The sequence below is a fragment of the Halotia branconii CENA392 genome, assembly GCF_029953635.1.
Lineage (GTDB): Bacteria > Cyanobacteriota > Cyanobacteriia > Cyanobacteriales > Nostocaceae > Halotia > Halotia branconii.
The window spans coordinates 2,530,223-2,551,838 of the sequence record NZ_CP124543.1; the positions used below are offsets into that span (position 1 = coordinate 2,530,223).

At 38.6% G+C, this 21,616-nt stretch carries 12 protein-coding genes; all 12 read left to right on the plus strand.

Annotation, left to right across the window (positions count from 1 at the left end; translation table 11 throughout):
• Positions 1 to 3: 3 nt before the first annotated feature.
• Positions 4 to 1,194: a phage late control D family protein gene (locus QI031_RS11185; RefSeq protein ID WP_281485234.1), complete on the plus strand. Its 1,191-nt coding sequence runs from the start codon at positions 4 to 6 to the stop codon at positions 1,192 to 1,194.
• Positions 1,191 to 1,502, plus strand: coding sequence for a phage baseplate assembly protein V (locus QI031_RS11190; protein ID WP_281485235.1), 312 nt, complete (start codon positions 1,191 to 1,193; stop codon positions 1,500 to 1,502). The genes QI031_RS11185 and QI031_RS11190 overlap by 4 nt, the downstream gene beginning before the upstream one ends.
• Before the next feature lie 27 nt (positions 1,503 to 1,529).
• The gene (locus QI031_RS11195; RefSeq protein ID WP_281485236.1) at positions 1,530 to 1,925 is read left to right on the plus strand and encodes a GPW/gp25 family protein; all 396 of its coding nucleotides are present in this window, start codon (positions 1,530 to 1,532) and stop codon (positions 1,923 to 1,925) included.
• 60 nt (positions 1,926 to 1,985) lie between these two features.
• Entirely contained in the window at positions 1,986 to 4,793 is a 2,808-nt protein-coding gene (locus QI031_RS11200) for a putative baseplate assembly protein (RefSeq protein WP_281485237.1), read from the plus strand.
• Between the two features lie 23 nt (positions 4,794 to 4,816).
• Positions 4,817 to 7,417 (plus strand): putative baseplate assembly protein, encoded by a 2,601-nt coding sequence (locus QI031_RS11205; protein WP_281485238.1) that lies wholly within the window; start codon positions 4,817 to 4,819, stop codon positions 7,415 to 7,417.
• A gap of 15 nt (positions 7,418 to 7,432) precedes the next feature.
• On the plus strand, positions 7,433 to 9,457 hold the full coding sequence (locus QI031_RS11210; protein WP_281485239.1) for a phage tail protein: 2,025 nt from the start codon (positions 7,433 to 7,435) through the stop codon (positions 9,455 to 9,457).
• Between the two features lie 40 nt (positions 9,458 to 9,497).
• Positions 9,498 to 11,468, plus strand: a complete 1,971-nt coding sequence (locus QI031_RS11215) for a carboxypeptidase-like regulatory domain-containing protein (protein WP_281485240.1) — start codon at positions 9,498 to 9,500, stop codon at positions 11,466 to 11,468.
• A gap of 199 nt (positions 11,469 to 11,667) precedes the next feature.
• Entirely contained in the window at positions 11,668 to 12,276 is a 609-nt protein-coding gene (locus QI031_RS11220) for a hypothetical protein (RefSeq protein ID WP_281485241.1), read from the plus strand.
• A gap of 55 nt (positions 12,277 to 12,331) precedes the next feature.
• Entirely contained in the window at positions 12,332 to 17,467 is a 5,136-nt protein-coding gene (locus QI031_RS11225) for an eCIS core domain-containing protein (protein WP_281485242.1), read from the plus strand.
• Positions 17,468 to 17,505: 38 nt separating this feature from the next.
• Entirely contained in the window at positions 17,506 to 18,018 is a 513-nt protein-coding gene (locus tag QI031_RS11230) for a hypothetical protein (protein ID WP_281485243.1), read from the plus strand.
• Between the two features lie 92 nt (positions 18,019 to 18,110).
• The gene (locus tag QI031_RS11235; RefSeq protein ID WP_281485244.1) at positions 18,111 to 19,298 is read left to right on the plus strand and encodes a type III secretion system chaperone family protein; all 1,188 of its coding nucleotides are present in this window, start codon (positions 18,111 to 18,113) and stop codon (positions 19,296 to 19,298) included.
• A 38-nt stretch (positions 19,299 to 19,336) separates the two neighbouring features.
• On the plus strand, positions 19,337 to 21,586 hold the full coding sequence (locus tag QI031_RS11240) for an AAA family ATPase (RefSeq protein WP_281485245.1): 2,250 nt from the start codon (positions 19,337 to 19,339) through the stop codon (positions 21,584 to 21,586).
• The last annotated feature ends 30 nt before the right edge of the window (positions 21,587 to 21,616 follow it).

Sequence of the window (21,616 nt, forward strand, 5' to 3'; positions counted from 1 at the left end):
GTTATGGATATTCGTGCATTAGAGGCAAAATACGAAAATTTATATGCTCCTGTCTTTCAAATTCTGGTCAATCACAGTGATATTATGACACGTGGTGAAGATAAGACAAAGGAAAGTATAGAAATTTCTAGTGTCACAATTGACAATACATTGGATGGTGCAGATACTTTTTCATTTATCGTTAATAATGCTTTTGATATTGAAAAGGGAGAACTGCGATCGTTTATCAATCAAGTCCTGGTTTTTGACGCAGAAGTTGAGATCAGATTGGGATATGGTAGCCAACTTAAAACTCTGATGTTTGGCATATTAACATCAGTTAAGGTGTCTTTTCCTTCTGGTGGCACTCCTCAAGTTGAAGTAGGTGGTTTCGATATTTCTTATCGAATGATGAAAGAAAAGAAACCGCGCTCTTGGAATGATAAAAAAGACAGTGAAGTAGTAAATTTGATTGCTAAGGAATACAAACTAGAAACTTTACCCAATGATGATGACCCATTTCTTAATAAGAAAAGTATAGAAGAAACTGAACAAATATATCCACAAATTGTTAAGCAAGAAAAAGAAAGTGACTTTGAATTTTTAAAGCGATTAGCTGAACGGAATTATTACGAATTATTTGTGTTTAGAAATACTCTTTATTTCCGCAAGCCTGCTCGTGAATCATCATCAATTGTCACTTTAGAATGGAATAAAAGCTTAGTCAGTTTTTCTCCTGAATTTGACATTGCTGAACGAGTTTATAAAGTAGATGTTTTAGGACAAGATACTACTCAGCAGAAAGTAAATATTGTTGCCACTGCAACAATAGAAAATGATGAAATATCTCGGATATTAGTGAAAGAGCTTTTGGCACGTATATTAGGAGTGAACGTAACAAAGCAACTTATTTCTGAACAAGTAAAACAACCTGTAATATCTGAAGAACACGCTAAGAATATGGCAAAAGCTATTTTGCTTAAGAAGCATGAAGATGTATTCAAAGGTAGTGGAGAATCAATTGGTATTCCTGACGTGTTGGCAGGTACAAATATTGAACTTAAAGGATTAGGCAGTAAATTCAGTCAGAAATATTACCTTAAAAAAACAAATCACAGTATTAGCAATTCAGGTTATAAAACGACTTTTGATGTCAACAGAGTACCTGATGAAAAAGAAATTGAACTTAAATCAGAAACTACCAATTTATCATGAATAATTTATATAATTACTCACTTAAAACTGAAGATAGAGGTAATGGCGCGCTGATTAAAGGTGTAACCCTCGCAACTGTAACTAATATATCAGAGCTAGGCAAGGGCAGAGTAAAAGTAAAATTTCAATGGAGAAAATATAACCAAACAAATGATGAAATATCGGCACGGATAATTACAAGTGATAAAAACATTTCTCCCTCGATAGAAGTTCACGATGTAGTATTAGTTGCCTTTGAACAAGGTGTTTTTGAATATCCATTTATCATTGGTTTTGTTTGGCCCCACCTAAAAGATACAGAAAGTTGAAATTTTAGATTGTTGATTGAGGTAGCAATGGCGAAAGAGTTTTTAGGCATAGGTTGGAAATTTCCAGTTAATGTAGATATCCCAAATGGCAAAATATCAATGTCTGAGTATGAAAAAGACATTCAAGAAGCTATTTGGATAATTCTGGCGACTGCAAAAGGGGAAAGAATTATGCAACCCGATTTTGGTTGTGGTATTCATAATTTTGTGTTCGCAACTTTGAGTATGGCAACTTTAGAACTTATAAAATTACGTGTAAAAGAAGGCTTAACCCGTTGGGAACCAAGAATTGATGTGAATCAGGTTAAGGTTTCATTGGACAAAAATGAAACTGGGAAAATCTGGATTGACATTAATTATCACGTTCGCAAAACAAATACTGAATTTAACTTAGTTTATCCGTTTTATCTCCAAGCAGGATGAATTGTAAGTTGTTAACAGACGCTTTAGTGTCTTAACAAACTAACTTTTATAGGTAAGAAAATGCCAGCATCGCCAAAAATTGACAATAGAGATTTTGAAACGATTCTCCAAGAAATTCGGAAGTTAATACCTTTCTACACTCCAGAATGGATAGTCTCTGAACGTAAAGATTCAGGTTTAGCACTAGTTAAAATTTTTGCTCATATGTTTACAGGTACACTTCACCAACTCAACTTAGTACCTGAGAAAAATTTTATTGCTTTCCTGGATATGCTTGGTGTCAAACTATTACCAGCCGTACAGTCTCGCGCACCTGTAACGTTTAAACTGAGTGATGGTGCGAGGACAACAGTCTTAATTCCGGCTAAGACTCAAATGACTGCTCAACCAGTAAGAGGAGGTGACTCTATCGTTTTTGAGACTGAAAGGAATATCGTAGCTACTCCAGCTAAACTAGTTGATGTCTACAGTGTCAATAACAAAGAGGATGATATTTTCCTTGCACCTCCAAATTTTTTAGCAATAGAAAAACGTACTCCCTTCTCTGCTAGGTTAGTCCAGGATGCACAGCTAAAAGATACAAACTTATTTTTAGACCATACATCAGAGTTAAAGGTAGGAGATATACTCAAAATCGGAGAAACTCATACATTATCCAGTATTGAATATGTAGAAGTAGATAAAATTTCTGATAATCAAGTTACTATTAAAAACAAGCTTAATGCTAAGTATTACACAGATACTTTAGTAAAAAAAGTTTTAGTTTTTGAACTATTTACAGGCATGAATAGACAAGAACATATCCTGTATTTAGGCCATCAAGAGATTTTTAAGATTACAGCTAGTGTTCAGATAACATTAGAAATAACAGGTTCACAAATAAAACTTTTAGATTCTAATTCTAATTTAGTTCAATGGGAGTATTGGGGAGGTCAAGAAAATAAACCATTTGAGTGGCATGAATTTGATAGTTGTACCTTTGAGTCTGGTAAGATAATTTTAAACAAAAAGAATAATGATGAAATTACGGAAATAGAAGTTAACAGTATTAAAAGTCGCTGGATTCGTTGTATTACTGTTAATAAATTACCAGAAAAAAATTTACCACTAATCAAAGATATTAAAATAACATCTACAACTTTGACAGCAGGTGAAACAACCACAGAATTATCTCCTGATACGACGGCTCCCGCAGCTAGTACTTTAGACTATTGTCTCATTTTTAATAATTTACAATATCAGGATAAAACTAAAGAAAGTAAAACTAGTAAAGATTTCCAGCCCTTTCAACCTCTAAGTGATGATAAACATCAAACTCTTTATTTAGGCTTTGATGCGCCTCCTGTAAAAGGCCCAATTAGTATTTTCTTGGCGCTAGAAATACAGGCTTATATTAAGGCAAATATGCCCCGCATAAGTTGGGAATATTACAGACGGCAAAACGGTAAGGGCGAGTGGGCTAGGCTAGATGTTGCAGATGGAACTAACAACTTAACTCAAAGTGGAATAGTTGAGTTTATAGGAGCAGATGATTTTGCTCAGACTCTACGCTTTAGTAAATCGCTTTATTGGATTCGGGCTGTTGATATCAACGATAAATTCAAGTCGCCAGAGAAAATAGTTGCTAAAGATAATCAGCTAAAAGGCTTTGTTCCTGCTCCTAAAATTAAAGGAATTTATTTAAATACAACATGGGCATCTCAAACACAGAGTATTAACAATGAAATTCTTGGTTCTAGCGATGGCAGAGCCGAGCAAACTTTCAAGTTATTTAAATTTCCTGTGATTGCAGAGGAGATTTGGGTAGATGAGTTGAGTGCTTTATCTGCGGATGAAAGAAAAGAACTGTTGGGTAAACCCTATGTTAAAGAAGTAAAAGATGGCGAAGATAATACCATAGGATTTTGGATTAAATGGCAGCCACAAGAAGAACTGTTAGAATCCACTTCTGTTGACCGCCATTATGAAATTGACCGGACTTTTGGGGTGATTAAGTTTGGCAACGGTATACAAGGAGCAATCCCGCCAATAGGAGCAGCTAATATTATAGCTAATTATCAATTTGGTGGTGGAGAACGAGGTAATGTTGGCAGCTTTGCAATCAAAAATTTAACAAGTTCTATTGCTTATATTGATAGCGTTACTAACCCAGAACCTGCTGAAGGTGGTTCAGATACCGAATTATTAGAAAAGGCTCTAGAGCGTGGTTCATATATTTTGAAACATCGCAACCGCGCCGTAGCAAAAGAAGATTTTGAACGACTGACCTATCAAGCTTCACCCAGCATTGCACGAGTCAAATGCTTGCCTAATTTTAATGATGAAAAAAAGAGTCAAGTCGGTTGGGTGAGTGTGATTGTTATTCCCAAGAGCAGCAAAGCAGAACCGCAACCATCATTACAGCTAAGACAAACAGTAGAGAAATACCTACAAAACCATGCTGCAAATGTTGTCATTTCACCCAAACATCTTCATGTCTGTGGCCCGACTTACCTCAAGATTAACATTCAAGCAACGCTGATTGCAGCTGAAGTGGATGCAGTACCTTTTGTAGAGCAGATGGCAACGCAAAAGCTCAAAGCATTTCTGCATCCATTAACTGGTGGTGACTTTGGTCAAGGCTGGGAATTTGAACGCCTACCTTGTTTGTCTGATTTTTATACTTTGTTGGGTTCCATCCCTGACCTAGATCGTGTTGATTCTTTATCTATGACTGTTAAAGATACAGATACTGACCGTATTTGGCAGATAACGCCTGATAGTCCGATCGCTAATAACAAAATTTCCTATGCATTTGCATTAGTTTGTAACGGCAAACATCAAATTGATGTTAAAGCCAACATCAATTCAAAAGTTATTGTTAGTTAACAAACAGTCAGGAAGCAGTAAAAATGACACTACCTTCACCCCGATTAGATGATAAAACTTTTGCCCAGTTAATGGAGGATGCGCGGAAATTAATTCCTCGTTATGCCCCTGAATGGACGGATCATAATACTCATGACCCTGGCATTACTTTTCTAGAGTTGTTTGCTTGGCTGACTGAACTCCAGCGTTATTATCTAGATCAAGTTAGGGATGAGAATTATCTTAAATTTCTCAAACTTGTTGGCATTCGACTGAAAGATATTGTCTCAGCGACGACTGATGTGAAATTTTCGTTTATCGATAGAGGGGAACTTGTACCGATTTTAATTCCCCAAGGAACAAAGTTAACTACTAACGAACAGGTCATATTTGAGACTGATACTTCTTTGCTAATAGTTCCAGATAGTCTACAAAAGGTGATTAGTTCTTGTAAATCAGGACGGCAGGACAATAGGGAGGCAAGTAATCGACAAGGGCTTTCGTTTTTTGCTTTTGGTGAAAATGCTGAAGTTGGTAGTTGTCTTTATCTTGGTTTTAAATTATATGTATTCGACTGGGATAATATTTTTAGTGTAGGTTTTAACATAGATAGCGAAAGACTTAAGCAGTTTTTAGAGATATATCTGGGATTTAATTGGGTTAGAAATATAGATAATGAAGCTATTTATAAAAATGATGATGGAACCCAAATTATTCTTATTTATGGCGAGCAACGGCTCACTTTAGAACTTGATGAAATTAACAATCAGGTGAAGCTGACTTTTAATGAAGCTGTTATAGATGAGATTTGTTTGATTGTCGTTAACGAAGATAATCGCAGGCGTATATATGGTCAACCTTTTCCTATAGATAAATCTATTGCTTTAACCTTTAACCTCTTTGAAGGTTATCCTGTTAAGCGAGGTAAATATAAAGAAGAATTTGTAAAAATTATTCCTTCAGCTACTCTTGCTTGGGAATATTGGGGTAGCGATCGCCTTTGGAAAAAACTTGATGTAAATTGTGATGAAACTCTAAATTTATCTCAGAGTGGTCGGCTGTGGTTTACAGTACCACAAGATTTGTCTGTGCGTAATCTTTTCCCTTTTACAGAACAACTTTTCTGGTTGCGAGCTGTTGTTAAAGAAGCAGGGTATGAACTACCACCCAAGATAAATAACATCTTGTTAAATACGATTTCAGTTACTGAAAAAAATACGTTGAGCGAAGTCACAATTCACTCTAGTCATTATCAAACTATTCAATCATTTCCAGCTTCCTATCTGGCACTGATAGGTGAAAATGTTATTCAAGTCAAACAATTTACTTTAACGCTGACGTTATTATTTTTTAACTCACGCTTAAAACTTCTACAGCCAATTTTCTGGTTAGCAGTTGTCTTATGTTACGAATTCGAGATGCAACATGGATACTGGAAAGATTGGCAAAATTATCGGTTAGAGAAAAATCAGATTACAGGAACAATAACAGTGACTTTTCGGCGCAAAGTTCCACCGAAAGGGAAGAACAATATCAGACTTATTTCTTATCTAGAACAATTCGACGAACAACGCTTCCTTGGTAAAAGCAATGGATTACCCAGTCAAAGTTTTTCACTTAAGCATTTTGCCATAGTTTCAGAAAGTTTTAAGATTCAACTTAAACAGCAAATTGAAAATGATTACCTCTGGAAGGATTGGATTCAAGTTAAGGACTTTGATGCTTCTAGTCCAGAAGACCCACATTATGTATTAGATGCTGAAAACGGTAAAATTTATTTTGGTGATGGTATTAATGGCGATATACCCCCAGTTTTAGATGATGACTATAGTATCTGTATAGTTTCTTGCCAAACAAGTGATGGTGAAAAAGGTAATGTCGAAGCTAAAACAATTAATCAAATTTTCGATCCTGTTTCTACTTTAGTAAATACAGAATTTATATGTCCTACCAAATTAACAGTAGAAAACCAAAGAGCTACCTCTGGGGGTGCGCCGTTAGAAACACTAGAAAAAGCCAAACTACGTGCTAGAAAAAGCTTAAAGCAAATAAACAAAGCTGTTACTTCTGAAGATTTCGAGTTATTGGCTCTTTCAACTCCCGGACTTCGCATAGCTAGAGTTAAAGCGATCGCTCCTCCAGCGACGGAAGCCAAAAATTTGGTCAAAGTAGTAGTTATACCTTATAGCGAGACTCCCATACCTGCAAAACCGAGTTCAGGATTTTTGCAAAATGTCTACCAGCATTTAGAACCACATAGGTTAATTACCACCAAATTGGAAGTTATTCCTCCAAGTTATGTTGAAGTTAAAGTGAAGGCTTTATTGCGAGTTCGTTCGGGATTTAATCCAGATGAAGTTTGTCAACAGGTCAATCAATCTTTGATTGAGCGATTTTTACATCCCTTGCATGGAGGATTTAATGGTAAAGGTTGGCAGTTTGGACGCGCCGTATATAAATCAGAAGTTTATAAAGCTATTGAAGATTTTAATAAAGGTGTAGATTGTGTAAAAACTTTAGATTTGTCTTTTCAAAATACAGATCAAGATACGAATGTAACATTAGATAAACAGGGTAATATTCATATTTCCGTACACACCTTAATTTATTCCAACAAACACGAAATTTATTATGAAAACCAATAAATTATAAAAATAGCTATGAGTGAGAAAGAATTTCAATTTTTAGTCCTCAATACAAAAGCCGATTGGCAAAAATGCAAACCGGATAATTTGCAAATTTCTGATGAGGGACTGCGGCTAAAAACTGGTTATCAACTTGTATTTGACCAACAGATTTTCAGCCAACAATCTTTTAGCAATTTGAAAACGGCTGATTTGGCAGTTGATGATTTTGGACAACTATATTTACTAGATACAAAACAGCAGCGTATTTGGCTTTTCGATACAGTACAAAATAATTTACAGTTAGTCGCATCTTTGGCAGGTTTATTAGATTTTCCTACGAAAATTGCTTTTAGTAATTCCACAATTTACGTAGTAAATGAATATCCGGTTACAGAGAATACAATTCAATCTTGCATTTACGCATTTTCTCGATTTAACTGGCAGATTAGATGGGTGGTAGAACTTCCAGAAGGTATGAAGGTTATCGATTTAGCAGCTGATACGAAAGATGGGACATTGTATGCTCTTTTAGATCGTGGTGGACAGGTTGTTGCTAAATATGCTCCTTCAGGACAACGCATAGAAACAACAAGATTTGCCAGAGGTAACATTATTAAACCAACTGCGATCGCTCTTGAAAATGATACTGTCTATGTTCTTGATTGTTTAAAAGATTACGAAAAAGTAGTAAGATTTGATGCCAACTCTCATAGTACCTGGATTAATTTTCGCAGCCTGCGCGAACAGGGCTTGGTTCCAGAAGAAATTGAACCTTCAGGACTAGCTATTGATAGTCAGGGAAGTGTATACGTAGGCGATAAGCGTTCGCTTCCTCAAGGTGAAGAAGAAGACAGATTCATTTTTCGCTGTTCTCCGTCGGAAGAAACTGTAGAACCCGTTTTTGCTTATCGGGGCGCTGTCAGTAAAATGATCTACAACCGTACTGACAAACTTTTTATTTTCAATTCTGAAAATAAAGTAGTTAGCGTTTTGCGTCGTCAGCAGCAATTTCTCCGACAGCAGCAAGAATTACCTTCGGGTTCCTTTAAAACAGTCTTTGATAGTACTATCCCCAATCAACAATGGCACAAGCTGATTTTAGAACGGGAAATTCCACATAACACCCAAATTAAAGTTTATTACTCAATTACAGACAATCAGTGGCAGCCAGAAGCATATTTTGCACCTTTGATTAATCCTGAAGATGCCTTAATTCTAGGCGATGAAGAGATTCCTAGACCTCAAGGGCGATATCTACACTTAAAAGTAGAACTCATTGGTACTGAATATGAAACACCGCTTTTAAAGAGTATTCGAGTAGATTTTCCGCGACTGTCTTATCTACGTTACTTACCAGCTATTTATCAAGAGGACGAAAACAGCCGCGATTTTCTCGAACGTTTTCTCTCGCTGTTTGAAACCTTCTTCGGAAACTTAGAAGGACAGATAGACCATATTGTTCGTTACTTCGACGCAGACGTTGTGAATGGGGAATTTTTACCCTGGCTATCTACCTGGCTAGCGATCGCTGTTGATGACAATTGGACAAAAGAGCAATTACGCAACTTGATGAAGAAAGCACCGCAACTTTATCAGCTGCGGGGGACAAGAGAAGGAATTGCAGCAACGGTTGAATTATTCACAGGCGATCGCCCATTGATTTATGAGTATTTTCAAGTAGAAGACAATAGTACAAATAATCAAACAGCTGAAATTCTACAGCAACTGAGAAAAAAATACTTTAACGACAACGAACTCTTTCGTTTTTGGGTTTTACTCAGTCCTTTTCAAATCGATAACGAAATAGAGTTACAAAGCATTCAACGTCTTATTGATGCAGATAAACCTGCTCATACAGAAGCTTCTATAAAAGTATTACAACCTTGGATTGCTTTAGATAATGAGTCTTACTTGGGATTTAATAGCTGTATATTTGAACCTTCTTTAAGCTTGGATATGGGATTTACTATTTCACATGAAAATGTTTTAAATGATTCTGAAGAATTTGGACAAATAGAAAGGCGATCGCGATTAGGTTTAGACACTAAACTAAACTGATTAAAAGTCTATAAAATTACAAAGAAAGGAGTTTACAAGTATGGCTACTAATAATGGAATGGAAAGCAAAAATAACTCGTTAGTTTCTTTTGAACGCAACAGTTATTTTTATGGAAAATTGCTTACTGTTCGTGATTTTGAACTCGAACAGCAATATGGAATTGAAAAAAATCATCTCTTCAATCGCCTTGTTCTAGGCAAGGGTATAGTCTCCGGCTTAGAAGTTGGTAAAAATCTCACAATTGAAAAGGATAATCAACAAGATAAAATCTTGTTAAAGGTTCAAATATCCCAAGGCGTAGCCTTAGATTCTTTTGGGAGAGAAATTGTTGTTAGCCAGAATATATCTGAAACTTTGTCAGTCAATTCCAGAGGTAAAAACTACATTTATATCCAATATAAAGAGCAACCTACAGAACGTGTTTCTCAGGCAGAAAATGGTTATGCGAGGATTAAGGAAACTTATACAGTTTTTACTAGCGCAGAAGTTCCATCTGCACAAATTAAAGGCAAAGTTTATGTAGAAACTGATACCGACTCGGAATTGATTTTAGGTGTAAAAGTTGAAGCGATAGAACCACAAACTCAAATCGTAAAAGCAATCACATTTACTGATGCAGCAGGTAATTACACACTTATAGTTCCTAATGGGACTTATCAAATCAAAGCCTCGGCGAGTGGTTTTGAAACACAAACTTCACCAGCAATTACTGTTTCTATAACTCAACAAAACGAGTCAGCAAAAACTGTAGATTTAACACTGATTCCGGACTCATCTAAAACAGTATCGCTTCCTGCTCAAGATATAGTTCAGCAATACTATAACGACTATTTACGCACTTATTCCGAACCCAATCAAGATACTAAAGTACTACTTGCTGTGGTGAATATTCCAACAGATAATGCACCACCAAAACTCGATCTACAAGAAACTGCGAAGTATCGCCAAATTGTCTACAGTAATACTATGCTGTATGACCTCATAAGTAAAATCAATACAACAAATATCACTCCAGGAGATACTGTAGGCAGCATCCAGCAACTATCACTTCCAGGAAGTTCTTCACAATTTGCTCGTGCAGATCATGCTCATAACTTAGCAGATGATGTTGTAATAGCTAGCAAAATAAATCCAAAAACTTTTACTTCATCAGATAACAGTATTAGTATTGCCAAAACTAAGGATAAACAATCATTTGATTTAAAAGTTGCTTCTTCAGTAAAACTTCCTGTTCCAGGAGAGACGGCAACCAGCATCCAACCGAAATCAAATCCTGGAACTTCTCCACAATTTGCTCGTGCAGATCATGTTCATAATTTACAAATCAATCAAATAGGTCCTGATGTCAACGGAAATCTGATTTTGACACCAGGAGACAATATAAATCTCGTTCCAGGACAAAAGTCTAATGAACTAGTCATTTCAACCACAGGAGATACTGCATCAACGATTTCGACAGGGACACAAGAACTCGCATTTGAAACAGATGAAGCTTTGCCCAAAGGCAGTTTAGTACCTGTCAGCGTTACGGTATCTTCTTTGCAAGAAGGACAACCTTTTTCAGTCATACTTGCTCCTATATTACCTGTGGATATTCCTCCGATTACCCGTCCACCTTTGGAACAAACTCAGGGGCAATCAGGTATACACTTCGTCTTTGGTTCTAATATTCAACTACCACGTATGTATGTAGCCTATGTACCGCTACCTTATAACAAAACTTTTGAAATTCATGGTTTTGATGCTAACCTCGCTGATAAAGAGCAAAAAGTCAAAGTTGTTTACTGGGTAATTCCTGGTTCTGCAACTGTAGAGGAAAATCAACCCTCAACTTCCATCAAAGACCAAGCTTTAGAATTAATCAAGAATAATGCTGATGGTATGACCATTACAGGATTAATGCGGGAATTGGGAGTAGCACGGTCTGAGTTGGAACCTGAACTAGCAGAACTTGTTGAAGCAAGTGAAATTCAGCGTGTAAATAATAGATTCCGAATTTCAGAAACTTGAAAAAAACAATTAGAGATATAGGGTACTTTCTCTCTATATCTAAGTACAGCTTTATGTCAAATCGTGGCGAATTGAGGATTGAAGTTTAAACGCATCGGCGCTTTGCTTTCCCGTAGGATAGGAGCGCGGAGAATTCGCTACGAATTAATGAAATGCTGTACTAAGTTGTAAATATTGAAAGTCGTTATAAAAGGTAAAAATGTACAAACCCAAACGAGATAAAAAAGCCAAGATCCAGTCACTACTGTCGCAAAAAAAGAAGGTGGACAAAAAAAAGGTGTCGCCAGTTACACCAGCAGCCCACCCAAAAGAGCCACTAATGGAACACATCTCGCAGATCGGTAATGTTCCCAATCCTGCCGCCCATGCAGCTATCCTGAATCGCGCTCCAGCTAATCAGCAATCTTCTAACAAGGAATTTTTACTTCAGTTGCAACAGCAATATGGAAATAGTTACGTCAAACAGGTGCTGCAATTGGCACAGCAAGAAAATCAAGATAAGGCAATATTACAAAAAGCATTAGAAGACGAACAGCAAACAGTACCATCAAAACAAGATAAAGATGAAACAAATCAGCCAGAGGAACAACTATCTTTTAACAAGGATGCGAAAGAAGAGCTAGATAAATTGGAATTGGCACAGCCAGAAAATCAAGATGATGCGATATCACAAAAAGCACCAGAAGACGAGCAGGAAGTAGTGCCATCAAAACAAGATAAAGATGAAACAAATCAACCAAAGGGACAACTATCTTCCAATCAGAAAGCGAAAGAAAAGTTAGATAAAAAGAAACGTAATAAAGCTTAAAGAATATTTCTACAAAATACATCAGTTCAATTAAGAAACTTGTCTGAGGTAAAATATGCACGCGCCGAAGCTGGATAAAAACGTTAATACCAAGTTAGATCCACAGGAAACTGCGGCGGAAAAAAGTGTGTCGTCGCCTATACAGCGCGATCCACTAGTGCAGCAAATTTCGCGGATGGGCAATGCTCCCAATCCCAGCGCTCATGCAGCTGTCCTCAATCGTGCCCCAGCTAATCAGCAATCTTCTAACAGGCAATTATTACTGCAATTGCAACAGCAGTATGGAAATCCCTATGTCAATCAGGTGTTGCAATTAGCGCGAGAAATGGGTGGGGAAACATCTGTCACCTCAACTGAGCAGCCACTTGTGCAGACAAAGCTGACAATTGGTGCGGCAGGGGATAAGTACGAGCAAGAGGCGGATCGGACAGCGCGTCAAGTGGTACAGCGGATGAATGCGCCTGCTTCTCAACAGCCGGAAGCCAGTGAGAAGATGCAGCCAGCGAAGCCTGAAGCAAAAGAAATATCCAAAAAGCCACAGATAAGTACTATACAACGGCAGGAGATACCCGAGCTGGAGAAAGAGGAAGATGAACCCGTCCAATTGCAGTCGGAAACGGGAATTGTTCAGCGGGCTTGCTCCAAGTGTGACAAAGAACAGCAGCTAGGACAACAAGAGAATAAACTTGCTCAAATGCAGCCTTTGGTACAGCGTCAGTCTGGTGATAAGGAGATGACAGATACACCAGACTTGGAAACGTCGATTCAAAAGGCGCAAGGTAAGGGACAGCCTCTTTCTGATAATGTCCGAGGACAGATGGAGCAAGCATTTGGGGCTGACTTCAGTGGAGTAAGAATTCATACAGGTTCGCAATCTGACCAACTGAATAAATCTATCCAAGCTCGCGCTTTTACTACAGGACAGGATATTTTCTTGCGTTCTGGGGAATACGCACCTGCAAGCAAGCAGGGACAGGAGTTGCTTGCCCATGAATTGACTCACGTTGTTCAGCAAAATGGCGATCGCAAAATTCAGCGCAAGTCAGATACAAGCCAACAAAAGAATCTGCAAACTCTAGCAGCAAACACTATCGGCGATCGCTCTTCTGAAATAAACTTAGATATTTCTAATACACAACCTGAGCTAAATATCAATGGTGTACCAGAAAAAACTGTTACACAAACACCACCCACTAAAGTCCCTACAGCAGTCACAGAGGCTAACCGAGTTCAACCAAAAGCTGCTACTGCCACAGGAGTAGGAACAAGCTTAAAAGGCATGGTAAAAAGACAAAGCACTCCCACAGCACAAGCGGCTGCTCCTATTAGTGCTGATGAACCCGGTCAAATTATTGAACAGCTAAAAAATACACCGCCCACACAAGCTGCTATTGCCTACAAGCAAGCTCAAACTGATTCAGTGCAGGCTTTAGAGAACCAAAAGCAACAAGTTGAATCAACTATCCCAGAAATTCCTGCACCTACAGGATTACCAGCTTCTCCACCGCCAGAAGAAGGAGCAGAAGAAGCCACAAATGAGCCACAATCAGAATCAGCAGGAGGGCAGGCTTCTCCACCGCCAGAAGAGACACCATTGTTGGGGATATTCGGAGCGTTGGCAACGGGTGCTGTACAAGACGCTGTTAGCCCAAAAGAAAACATCTCTGAAATGAACACCGATGCTAACAAGCGCTCCACAGAAGAGACACCATCGTTGGGGGGAACAGGAACGTTCGGAGCGTTGGCAACGGGTGGTGAACAAGATGCTGTTAGCCCGGAAGAAAACATCTCTGAAGTGAACACTGATGCTGGCGATCGCCCTACGATTAAATTAAGGGGTGAAACCGACCCTTCGCAGATGGATGCAACTCTAGATGAATCGACCGATCAAGTGCAAGAAACGAAAACAGAGGCGGCTCAGGACATCAAGCAGAATTTTGGTGAGAATAATATCTTTCCTCAAGCCAGCGATGAAATCCTCAAGGCAAATAAACAATTTTCTCCATTCAAACATCCTTCAGAGAAAATTAGTAAAGCTCCTAGTATTTCACCAGAAATTGTTGGCGGTTTGAATCAAGGTTTAACTCCTTTCTATAAAGAACAAATTGCTCCAGAACAAGAGAAATATAAAGTTGGTAAAAATAAATTTGATACCGATTCAGCCAATGCTAGATCTCATGCAGATGAGGAAATTAATAACTTCAATGAAGAAGCCAAGAACAAACAATTAGCGAAACAAAAGCAGGCTAAACAAGAAGTTAAGCAACTCAGACAGGATTGGCAATTTGAGCTAGATAATGTTGATAAAAATTACCAGGAAAAAGCTGGTAATGCCCTTAAAGAACAGCGCCAGAAAATTCATGATGAAAAAACAAAAGCTGAAGCAGAAGCGGATCGACATCTAACAGAAGCAGAGAAGAAAGCAGAAGCAGAGAAGAAAAAAGCTGAAGAAGAAGCTAGGAAGAAAGAAGAAGAAGCGCAAGAACCCAAGTCTTTTTGGGAAGAAGTTGGAGATTTCTTTAAAGACATCGGTGAAGCAATCGTAGATTTTTTCAAGGATCTATTTAATGCTTTAATTGAGGCAATCAATGCCATTTTTGAAGCTGCCAAGCAATTGGTAAAAGCAGTCATAGATTTGGCTCAAAAAGTAATTACAGGCTTAATTCAAGCTTTTGGAGAAATTCTCAAAGGAATTGTTAAGGTTGCTTTCGCAGCTTTCCCAGAAATATCCAAGAAATTCTCTGACAAAATTGACGAAGCGGTTAACAAGGCAGTAGATACAGTTAATGCGGTGGCCGACTGGTTGAAAAAGGCTGTTTCTAGCATTTTGGATTTCCTGGCGAAGATTTTGGATAAATTGTTGAGACTACTCCAAGACCTGGTTCAGGGAATTTTTAATGTGATTGGCATGATCATCACAGGTAAAATTGGGGAATTAATCCAACGAATTGGCTACCTAATTGAAGCCGCTAAGGCAATGCCTTCTCACTTTGAAACAGCAGCCTTGGAAGAACTTCTTGGAGGCGGCGAACTTAACTTGGATAAACCCCTTTCACCAGAAGAACTTGCCCAAGCCCAACAAGCTGGGATAAATATCCCCAGTGCCAAAGGTGAAGGCATCCCGCAAGCAGGTGAGGCGGGTGAAATGCCAAAAGCACCTTGGACAGAACAAAATGTTGGGGTTGATGCTGTTGAAGATAATATGGAGCTTTCGCCTGAACTCACCGCCGAACTGATGCAGAGAACTAACGGTGAAGGTGAGGAGATGCTTGCAGAGTCTAACGACCCAAGCCGCTCAATGGAGTCAATTATGTCTGAAGTGACTGGAGAGCAGCAAGTAGGAGGAAAGCAAGAACAACAACACATTCCTGATGACGGACTGACACCAAAACAGCGAGCCAGCATTAAATGGGAGTTGATGAAGCAAGGAATTAAGGACTGGTTCTCTAAAAACTGGCCAATTTTACTTGCTGCATTGATAGCAGGAACTGCCATTATCATAGGCGCGATCGTTGCTTCTGGTGGTGCAGTTTTGGCAGCACTGCCAGTAATTATGGACATTTTGGCTGTAGTATTTGCTGCCGAAATCATAGCAAGAATTGGCGGATATCTGCGCGACTATATTACTAAAGCTTGGAAAGGAGATATCCAAGGTGGCGCTAAGAGTTTGGCGAAAGCGCTGGCAGCCGGAGCAATTGAAATTGCCTTGTTGTTAACTTTTGAGGCTGGAAAAGTAGCTGTCAAAGGTGCTAAAGCGGCGGGTAAGGCTGGGGCAAAAGTGTTTAGAGGAGTGGCTCAGGGTGCTAAATATACCATCCAAAAAGGTAAAGTAATCTTGAAGGGAGTTGCTGGAACAGGAATTGGCAAAACATCTAAGAGTTTGAGGGAACTAGGTGAAAATATACTGGAGCGGACACGCTTCAAAAAAGCCAAGATTGAGAGAGGATCGAAGAATGGAGAATTTGAAATTAAAGCGTGTATTAATCCTTGTCCACCAATCGCTAAAGGGAAAGGCACCAAGAGACCAATAGATGAAGTAGAACCAAATCGTGGTTTTGAAGAACTACGCTCAGAATTGGGCGCCGATGAAGTCAAAAAGCTGACTGATGGTCTCGGTGATGATGTCGTTAAGAAACTAGCCCAAGATTTGGGTGGCAAAGAGATCCAGAAATTGGTTGAGGATCTAGGTGATGATGTCGTTAAGAAACTAGCCCAAAATTTGGGTGGCAAGAATATCCAGGACTTAGTAAAGGATCTAGGTGATGATGTCGTTAAGAAACTAGCCAAAGACTTGGGAGGCAACGAGATCCAGAAATTGGTTAAGGATCTAGGTGATGATGTCGTTAAAAATCTAGCCAAAGACTTGGGAGGCAACGAGATCCAGAAATTGGTTAAGGATCTAGGTGATGATGTCGTTAAAAATCTAGCCAAAGACTTGAGTGGTAAAAATATCCAGGACTTAGTAAAGGATCTAGGCGATAAGGAGGTCATAACACTCGCTGCTAAACTAAGTAGCACAGATATTAAGGATCTTCTAAACCGAACAACAGATAGTGTTGAACTTTCGCAACTTCTGAAACAAGTTGGTGGTGCAAATGATGCACCTACACTTTTAAATTTCTTAAAACAAGCTGGTTCTGGTCAGAGTGCTAAACTACTGGATATTTTAAACTTAGTTAAGGCTGGTGATCATGCAAGGTTAAACAATTTACTTGCTCTTGCAAATAGTAATGCTGCAGAATTCCAAAGACTTGCAGATATAACCTTTGCTCTGCCAAAAACTAAACCCACAGTTCCTTCTGTACCTGCACCTTCAGCGGTAACAAAACTGGGTTATGGTGGTGCTGATATGCAACATTTCCTTGATGGACACACATTCCAGTATTTAAACATACAAGGAAGGCTAAGTAAACCATCAACTACTTTGTGGCCTATTGGTACAACTGATACACAGATAAGTAATTATTTAGATGAAGCACTTAACGCACTATTTAAGAAGCATGGTTACAGTAGCCCAGCACCTGGTAAACCAGTACAGATTACGCTTTCTTCTGGAGTAAAAGTTCAGGTTGGTGTTAGAGGTAATCCAAAGACACCAATAGTTGGACAGTTCTTCCCAATAAGTGGTACTGGTCTTGAAAAAATTATTTCAAATGAAATGAAAGCTATTTGGGATATCCTCAAACCCTAATAATATATTAGTGTAAATTAAAAATTAGGAAAGTAATTATGGCAGTAGAAGTAAATTTCTGCTTGTATTTAGTAGATAATGATTTAATTGAGTTAAACGAACAAGAGATAGAATCTAGTTTTGATAAATATAGTTCTTACCTACGCGATACACAATCGATTGATGGAGCTATTTTAATAAAATCTCATGATAAAAAAGATGTAATTATTCAAGATGAATTATGGGTTATTGCCCAAAATTTTTGTTTTTCTTCTATTCTAGATTTACTTCAGAAACAAAAAGAATGTTTTGTTTACCATTATTTTAGTAGCTATGGACAGATTGTTTTGATTTCTTTAACAGACTGTATACGTGTTATGGGAGATGCAATACCAATAGAGAGTTTCACAACAAGTGAACTTCTACCTGCTTTGTATCGTTGTGGAGAACGAATTCTTAACTTACTACATAAATTACAGGAAGCAGGTTGTGTTGATATTTATACAGAAAGCTTAGAAGCTTTAGCAAAAGAAGCACTTCAGGTTTTGCAAGCCAATGATATGCTCTCATGAAGATTTAAGAAACTTGCTTTGTTCAACTACAATGAGCCAATGTATAGCTTGCAAATTTTTTGCATGAAAGTCTTTTACTCAACATATTTAATATGAATACAAAGACTACATATTCTTACTTGAAAAATGAACTAACACTAAGCGAATCCTCAGAATTGCCGCTAATAATTCGCGCAGTTACTCTCGCACTAACTAAAGAAGTTCACAAAATTATTGAGTGTCATCTCACCTTCCAAGTTAGCCGAGAACTTTATCAACGCATTGATAGCGAAGTTTTATTCAATCTCAAACCAGAAATCCGCACTCCCCTATCTGGTGGAAGCTTTCAACTCTCACCTGACATCCAAATCGAAGCCATTCTCGACTCTGATTTATTACCACAACTAGCAAAGAACGCAAAAACTTCTAATCAAGCAGCAACCTATCTTCAAAAGTTAAGTAAAGAACAGCCCAATCATCCCTTATTATCACCCTACAGCTGGTACGCCTTAGAAGTTAAACAAAAACAGGAAAAAGGTGAAACAGGCTACCGTACCCTCTGGGCATATCTCAAGCCTTCTGATATTACCCAGAATGGCATTGACAGCAAAAAGTTGAATGAGGCTATGCTCAATTTCACTAAAGAGTGGACGAATACGAATCATTCTGGAATCTCCGAGGATGTCATTTCTCAAGCAGTTGAGCAAATAACTCAAACCTTTGAAGATTTAACCACTGATATCTCAGAAATGACGAAAAAAGTAGTTTCAGAAACTATGGAGCAAATGAATACTGCTTTTGCAGAAGTTGCAGACACTATTTCTGAGATAACCGAAGAAATTACTTCAGAGGACAACCTTTTTGAGATAACAATCAACTTTTTTAAACAAGAAAATTGGCAATTCCAAGAAATTCCAGAAAAACAAAGCTTAAGCGTTAGCTTCCAAGGAAAAAATGGTCAATATGAATGCTGTGCCATCGCTAGAGAAGAACAACAGCAAATGGTATTTTACTCAATTCTCCCCATTCAAACCCCAGAAAACAAGCTTACTGCTGTAGCTGAATTTATTACCAGAGCCAATTACGGTATAATTATCGGCAACTTTGAACTAGATTTCACAGATGGAGAAATTCGCTACAAAACTAGCATTGACGTTGATGGTAATGGACTCAGTTTTGACTTAATCCAAAATTTAGTTTACGCCAATGTAACAATGATGGATGAATATCTCCCTGGAATTATTGTTGTAATTGAGAATGATGTGTCTCCGGTAGATGCGATCGCCCAAATTGAAGCATAAGAAAATATAGGCAACCATTCCCCACATGCGATCGCCTATTGACACAAAAAACAAAACCCAACAATCAGTCCAGTAAGCCACCAACAAGAACTATCACTGCAATGAAATATTATGCAACCTCGCTGCAACACATTTTGGCAGAGCTAGAACGGATAGATTTACTGATCCAAGTTCAGCTACAACGATTGCAGCAGATTCAATCTACTGATACAGCCTTCCAAGGACTCTATATTTCTGAAGAAGATTTAGAGGCAATGCTAAAAAAACCAGTTGGTATGCCACACTGGGCGGCTGCTTCTACACCTTTGTCTACAGATGAAGTTGAGGATATTTTCGAGCAACTGGCAGATGATATTGCTTTATGCAAAGAAAAAAGCATCAAACGTAATATCAACTTACGTTTGTCAGCACTCGCTCGTAGCTTTCAACTCACAACTATTGATATTGATATTCTTCTAATTTGTCTGGCTCCAGAACTCGATTTACGTTACGAAAGCCTCTATGCTTACCTTCATGGTGATGTCACAAAGAAGCGCCCTAGCATAGATTTGGTTTTGAACCTCCTTTGTCCTTCTTTAGAACAGAAGCTGGTAACACGTCAACGTTTTACCCCAAGTCATCCTCTGTTAAAGCATCACTTACTCAATGTCTTCGACGATCCATCTCAACACCAACCGCCGCAATTAGGTAAGTTTCTGAAACTAGACGATCGCATAGTCAATTACTTACTCAATATAGATGAAATTGACTCTCGCATTAACACTTATACTAAATATAAATTACCGCAAGCTAAACTAGAAGATCTGTTATTACCAATTGAGATTAAGCAACGCTTCCAACTGCTAACTCAAGAAAAATACATACTGACAGAAGGCTGTATATTCTATTTTCAAGGAAGCTATGGTGTTGGCAAGCAGGCGACTGCTGAAGCGCTTTGTCAGCAGTTGGGTATGGGATTGTTGATTGTCGATGGCGATCGCCTGCTCAACTCAGAAAATGTTGCATTTGATATAGCTATCAATTTGGTTTGTCGTGAGGCATACTTACAGCAAGCGGCTCTCTACTGGAAAGGCTTTGATAGTTTACTCGAAGATGATAAACAAGCACGGCTCTTGTCATTCATCAAGCAGTTAGAAGATGCCAATTTACTGACTTTTCTTGCTGGAGAAGTTACCTGGGAACCAGTAGATGCATTGCAAGACATTCCCTTCTTACGGATTGAATTTTCTCATCCGACAAATACCGAACGAGTGCAACTATGGCAGAAGAGTCTCAGAGATAACACAGACTTCGGTTCTGAGGCAGACTTAAAGATATTAGCCAGTAAATTCCGCTTTAGTGGTGGTCAAATCGCAGATGCTACAGCTACCGCCCGCAATATAGCCCACTGGCGCGATCCAAAACAGCAGCACTTGACAATGGCAGATATTTATGCAGGGTGTCGCTTGCAGTCTAACCGAAAATTGAGCAACCTAGCCACTAAAATCAATCCTTATTACAAGTGGGATGACATCATTCTGCCTCCTGACCAAATGCAGATGCTACGAGAAATCTGTAATTCAGTCAAGTACCGCACTCTCATTTACGAAGAATGGGGCTTTGATAATAAACTAGCTATGGGCAAGGGAGTCAATGTTTTCTTCGCTGGTCTTCCTGGCACTGGCAAAACCATGTCCGCGAATATAATAGCTGGAGAATTAGGCTTGGATCTCTACAAAATAGACCTCTCCAGCGTAGTCAGCAAATATATTGGCGAAACCGAAAAAAATCTGTCTCGGATTTTTAACGAAGCTCAAACCAGCAATGCCATTCTGTTTTTTGATGAAGCAGACGCGCTGTTTGGTAAACGTAGTGAAGTCCGTGATTCTCACGACCGTTACGCCAACGTTGAAGTTAGCTATTTATTGCAACGGATGGAAGAGTATCAAGGAGTTGTGATTTTAGCGACAAACTTACGCAAAAATATGGACGATGCCTTCGTCAGACGGATGCATTTTAGTCTTGAATTTCCCTTTCCCAATAAAAAAGAACGCCGCCGTATTTGGGAGCAAATTTTCCCCAAGTCTACTCCCAAGAATCCAGATGTAGATTTAGATTTTATGGCACAACGCTTTGAGATTGCTGGAGGTAACATTCGCAACATAGCTTTAGGCGCAGCTTTCCTCGCGGCAGATGATGGTATGGCGATTTCTATGAATCATCTAATTTGGGCGACCCGGCGGGAGTACCAAAAAATGGGCAAAATTCTCACAGAAGGAGAGTTTGGCGAGTATGCTCGGTTGGCATAGCTTTGTCGCGTGAACTATGCTTCTGGATAA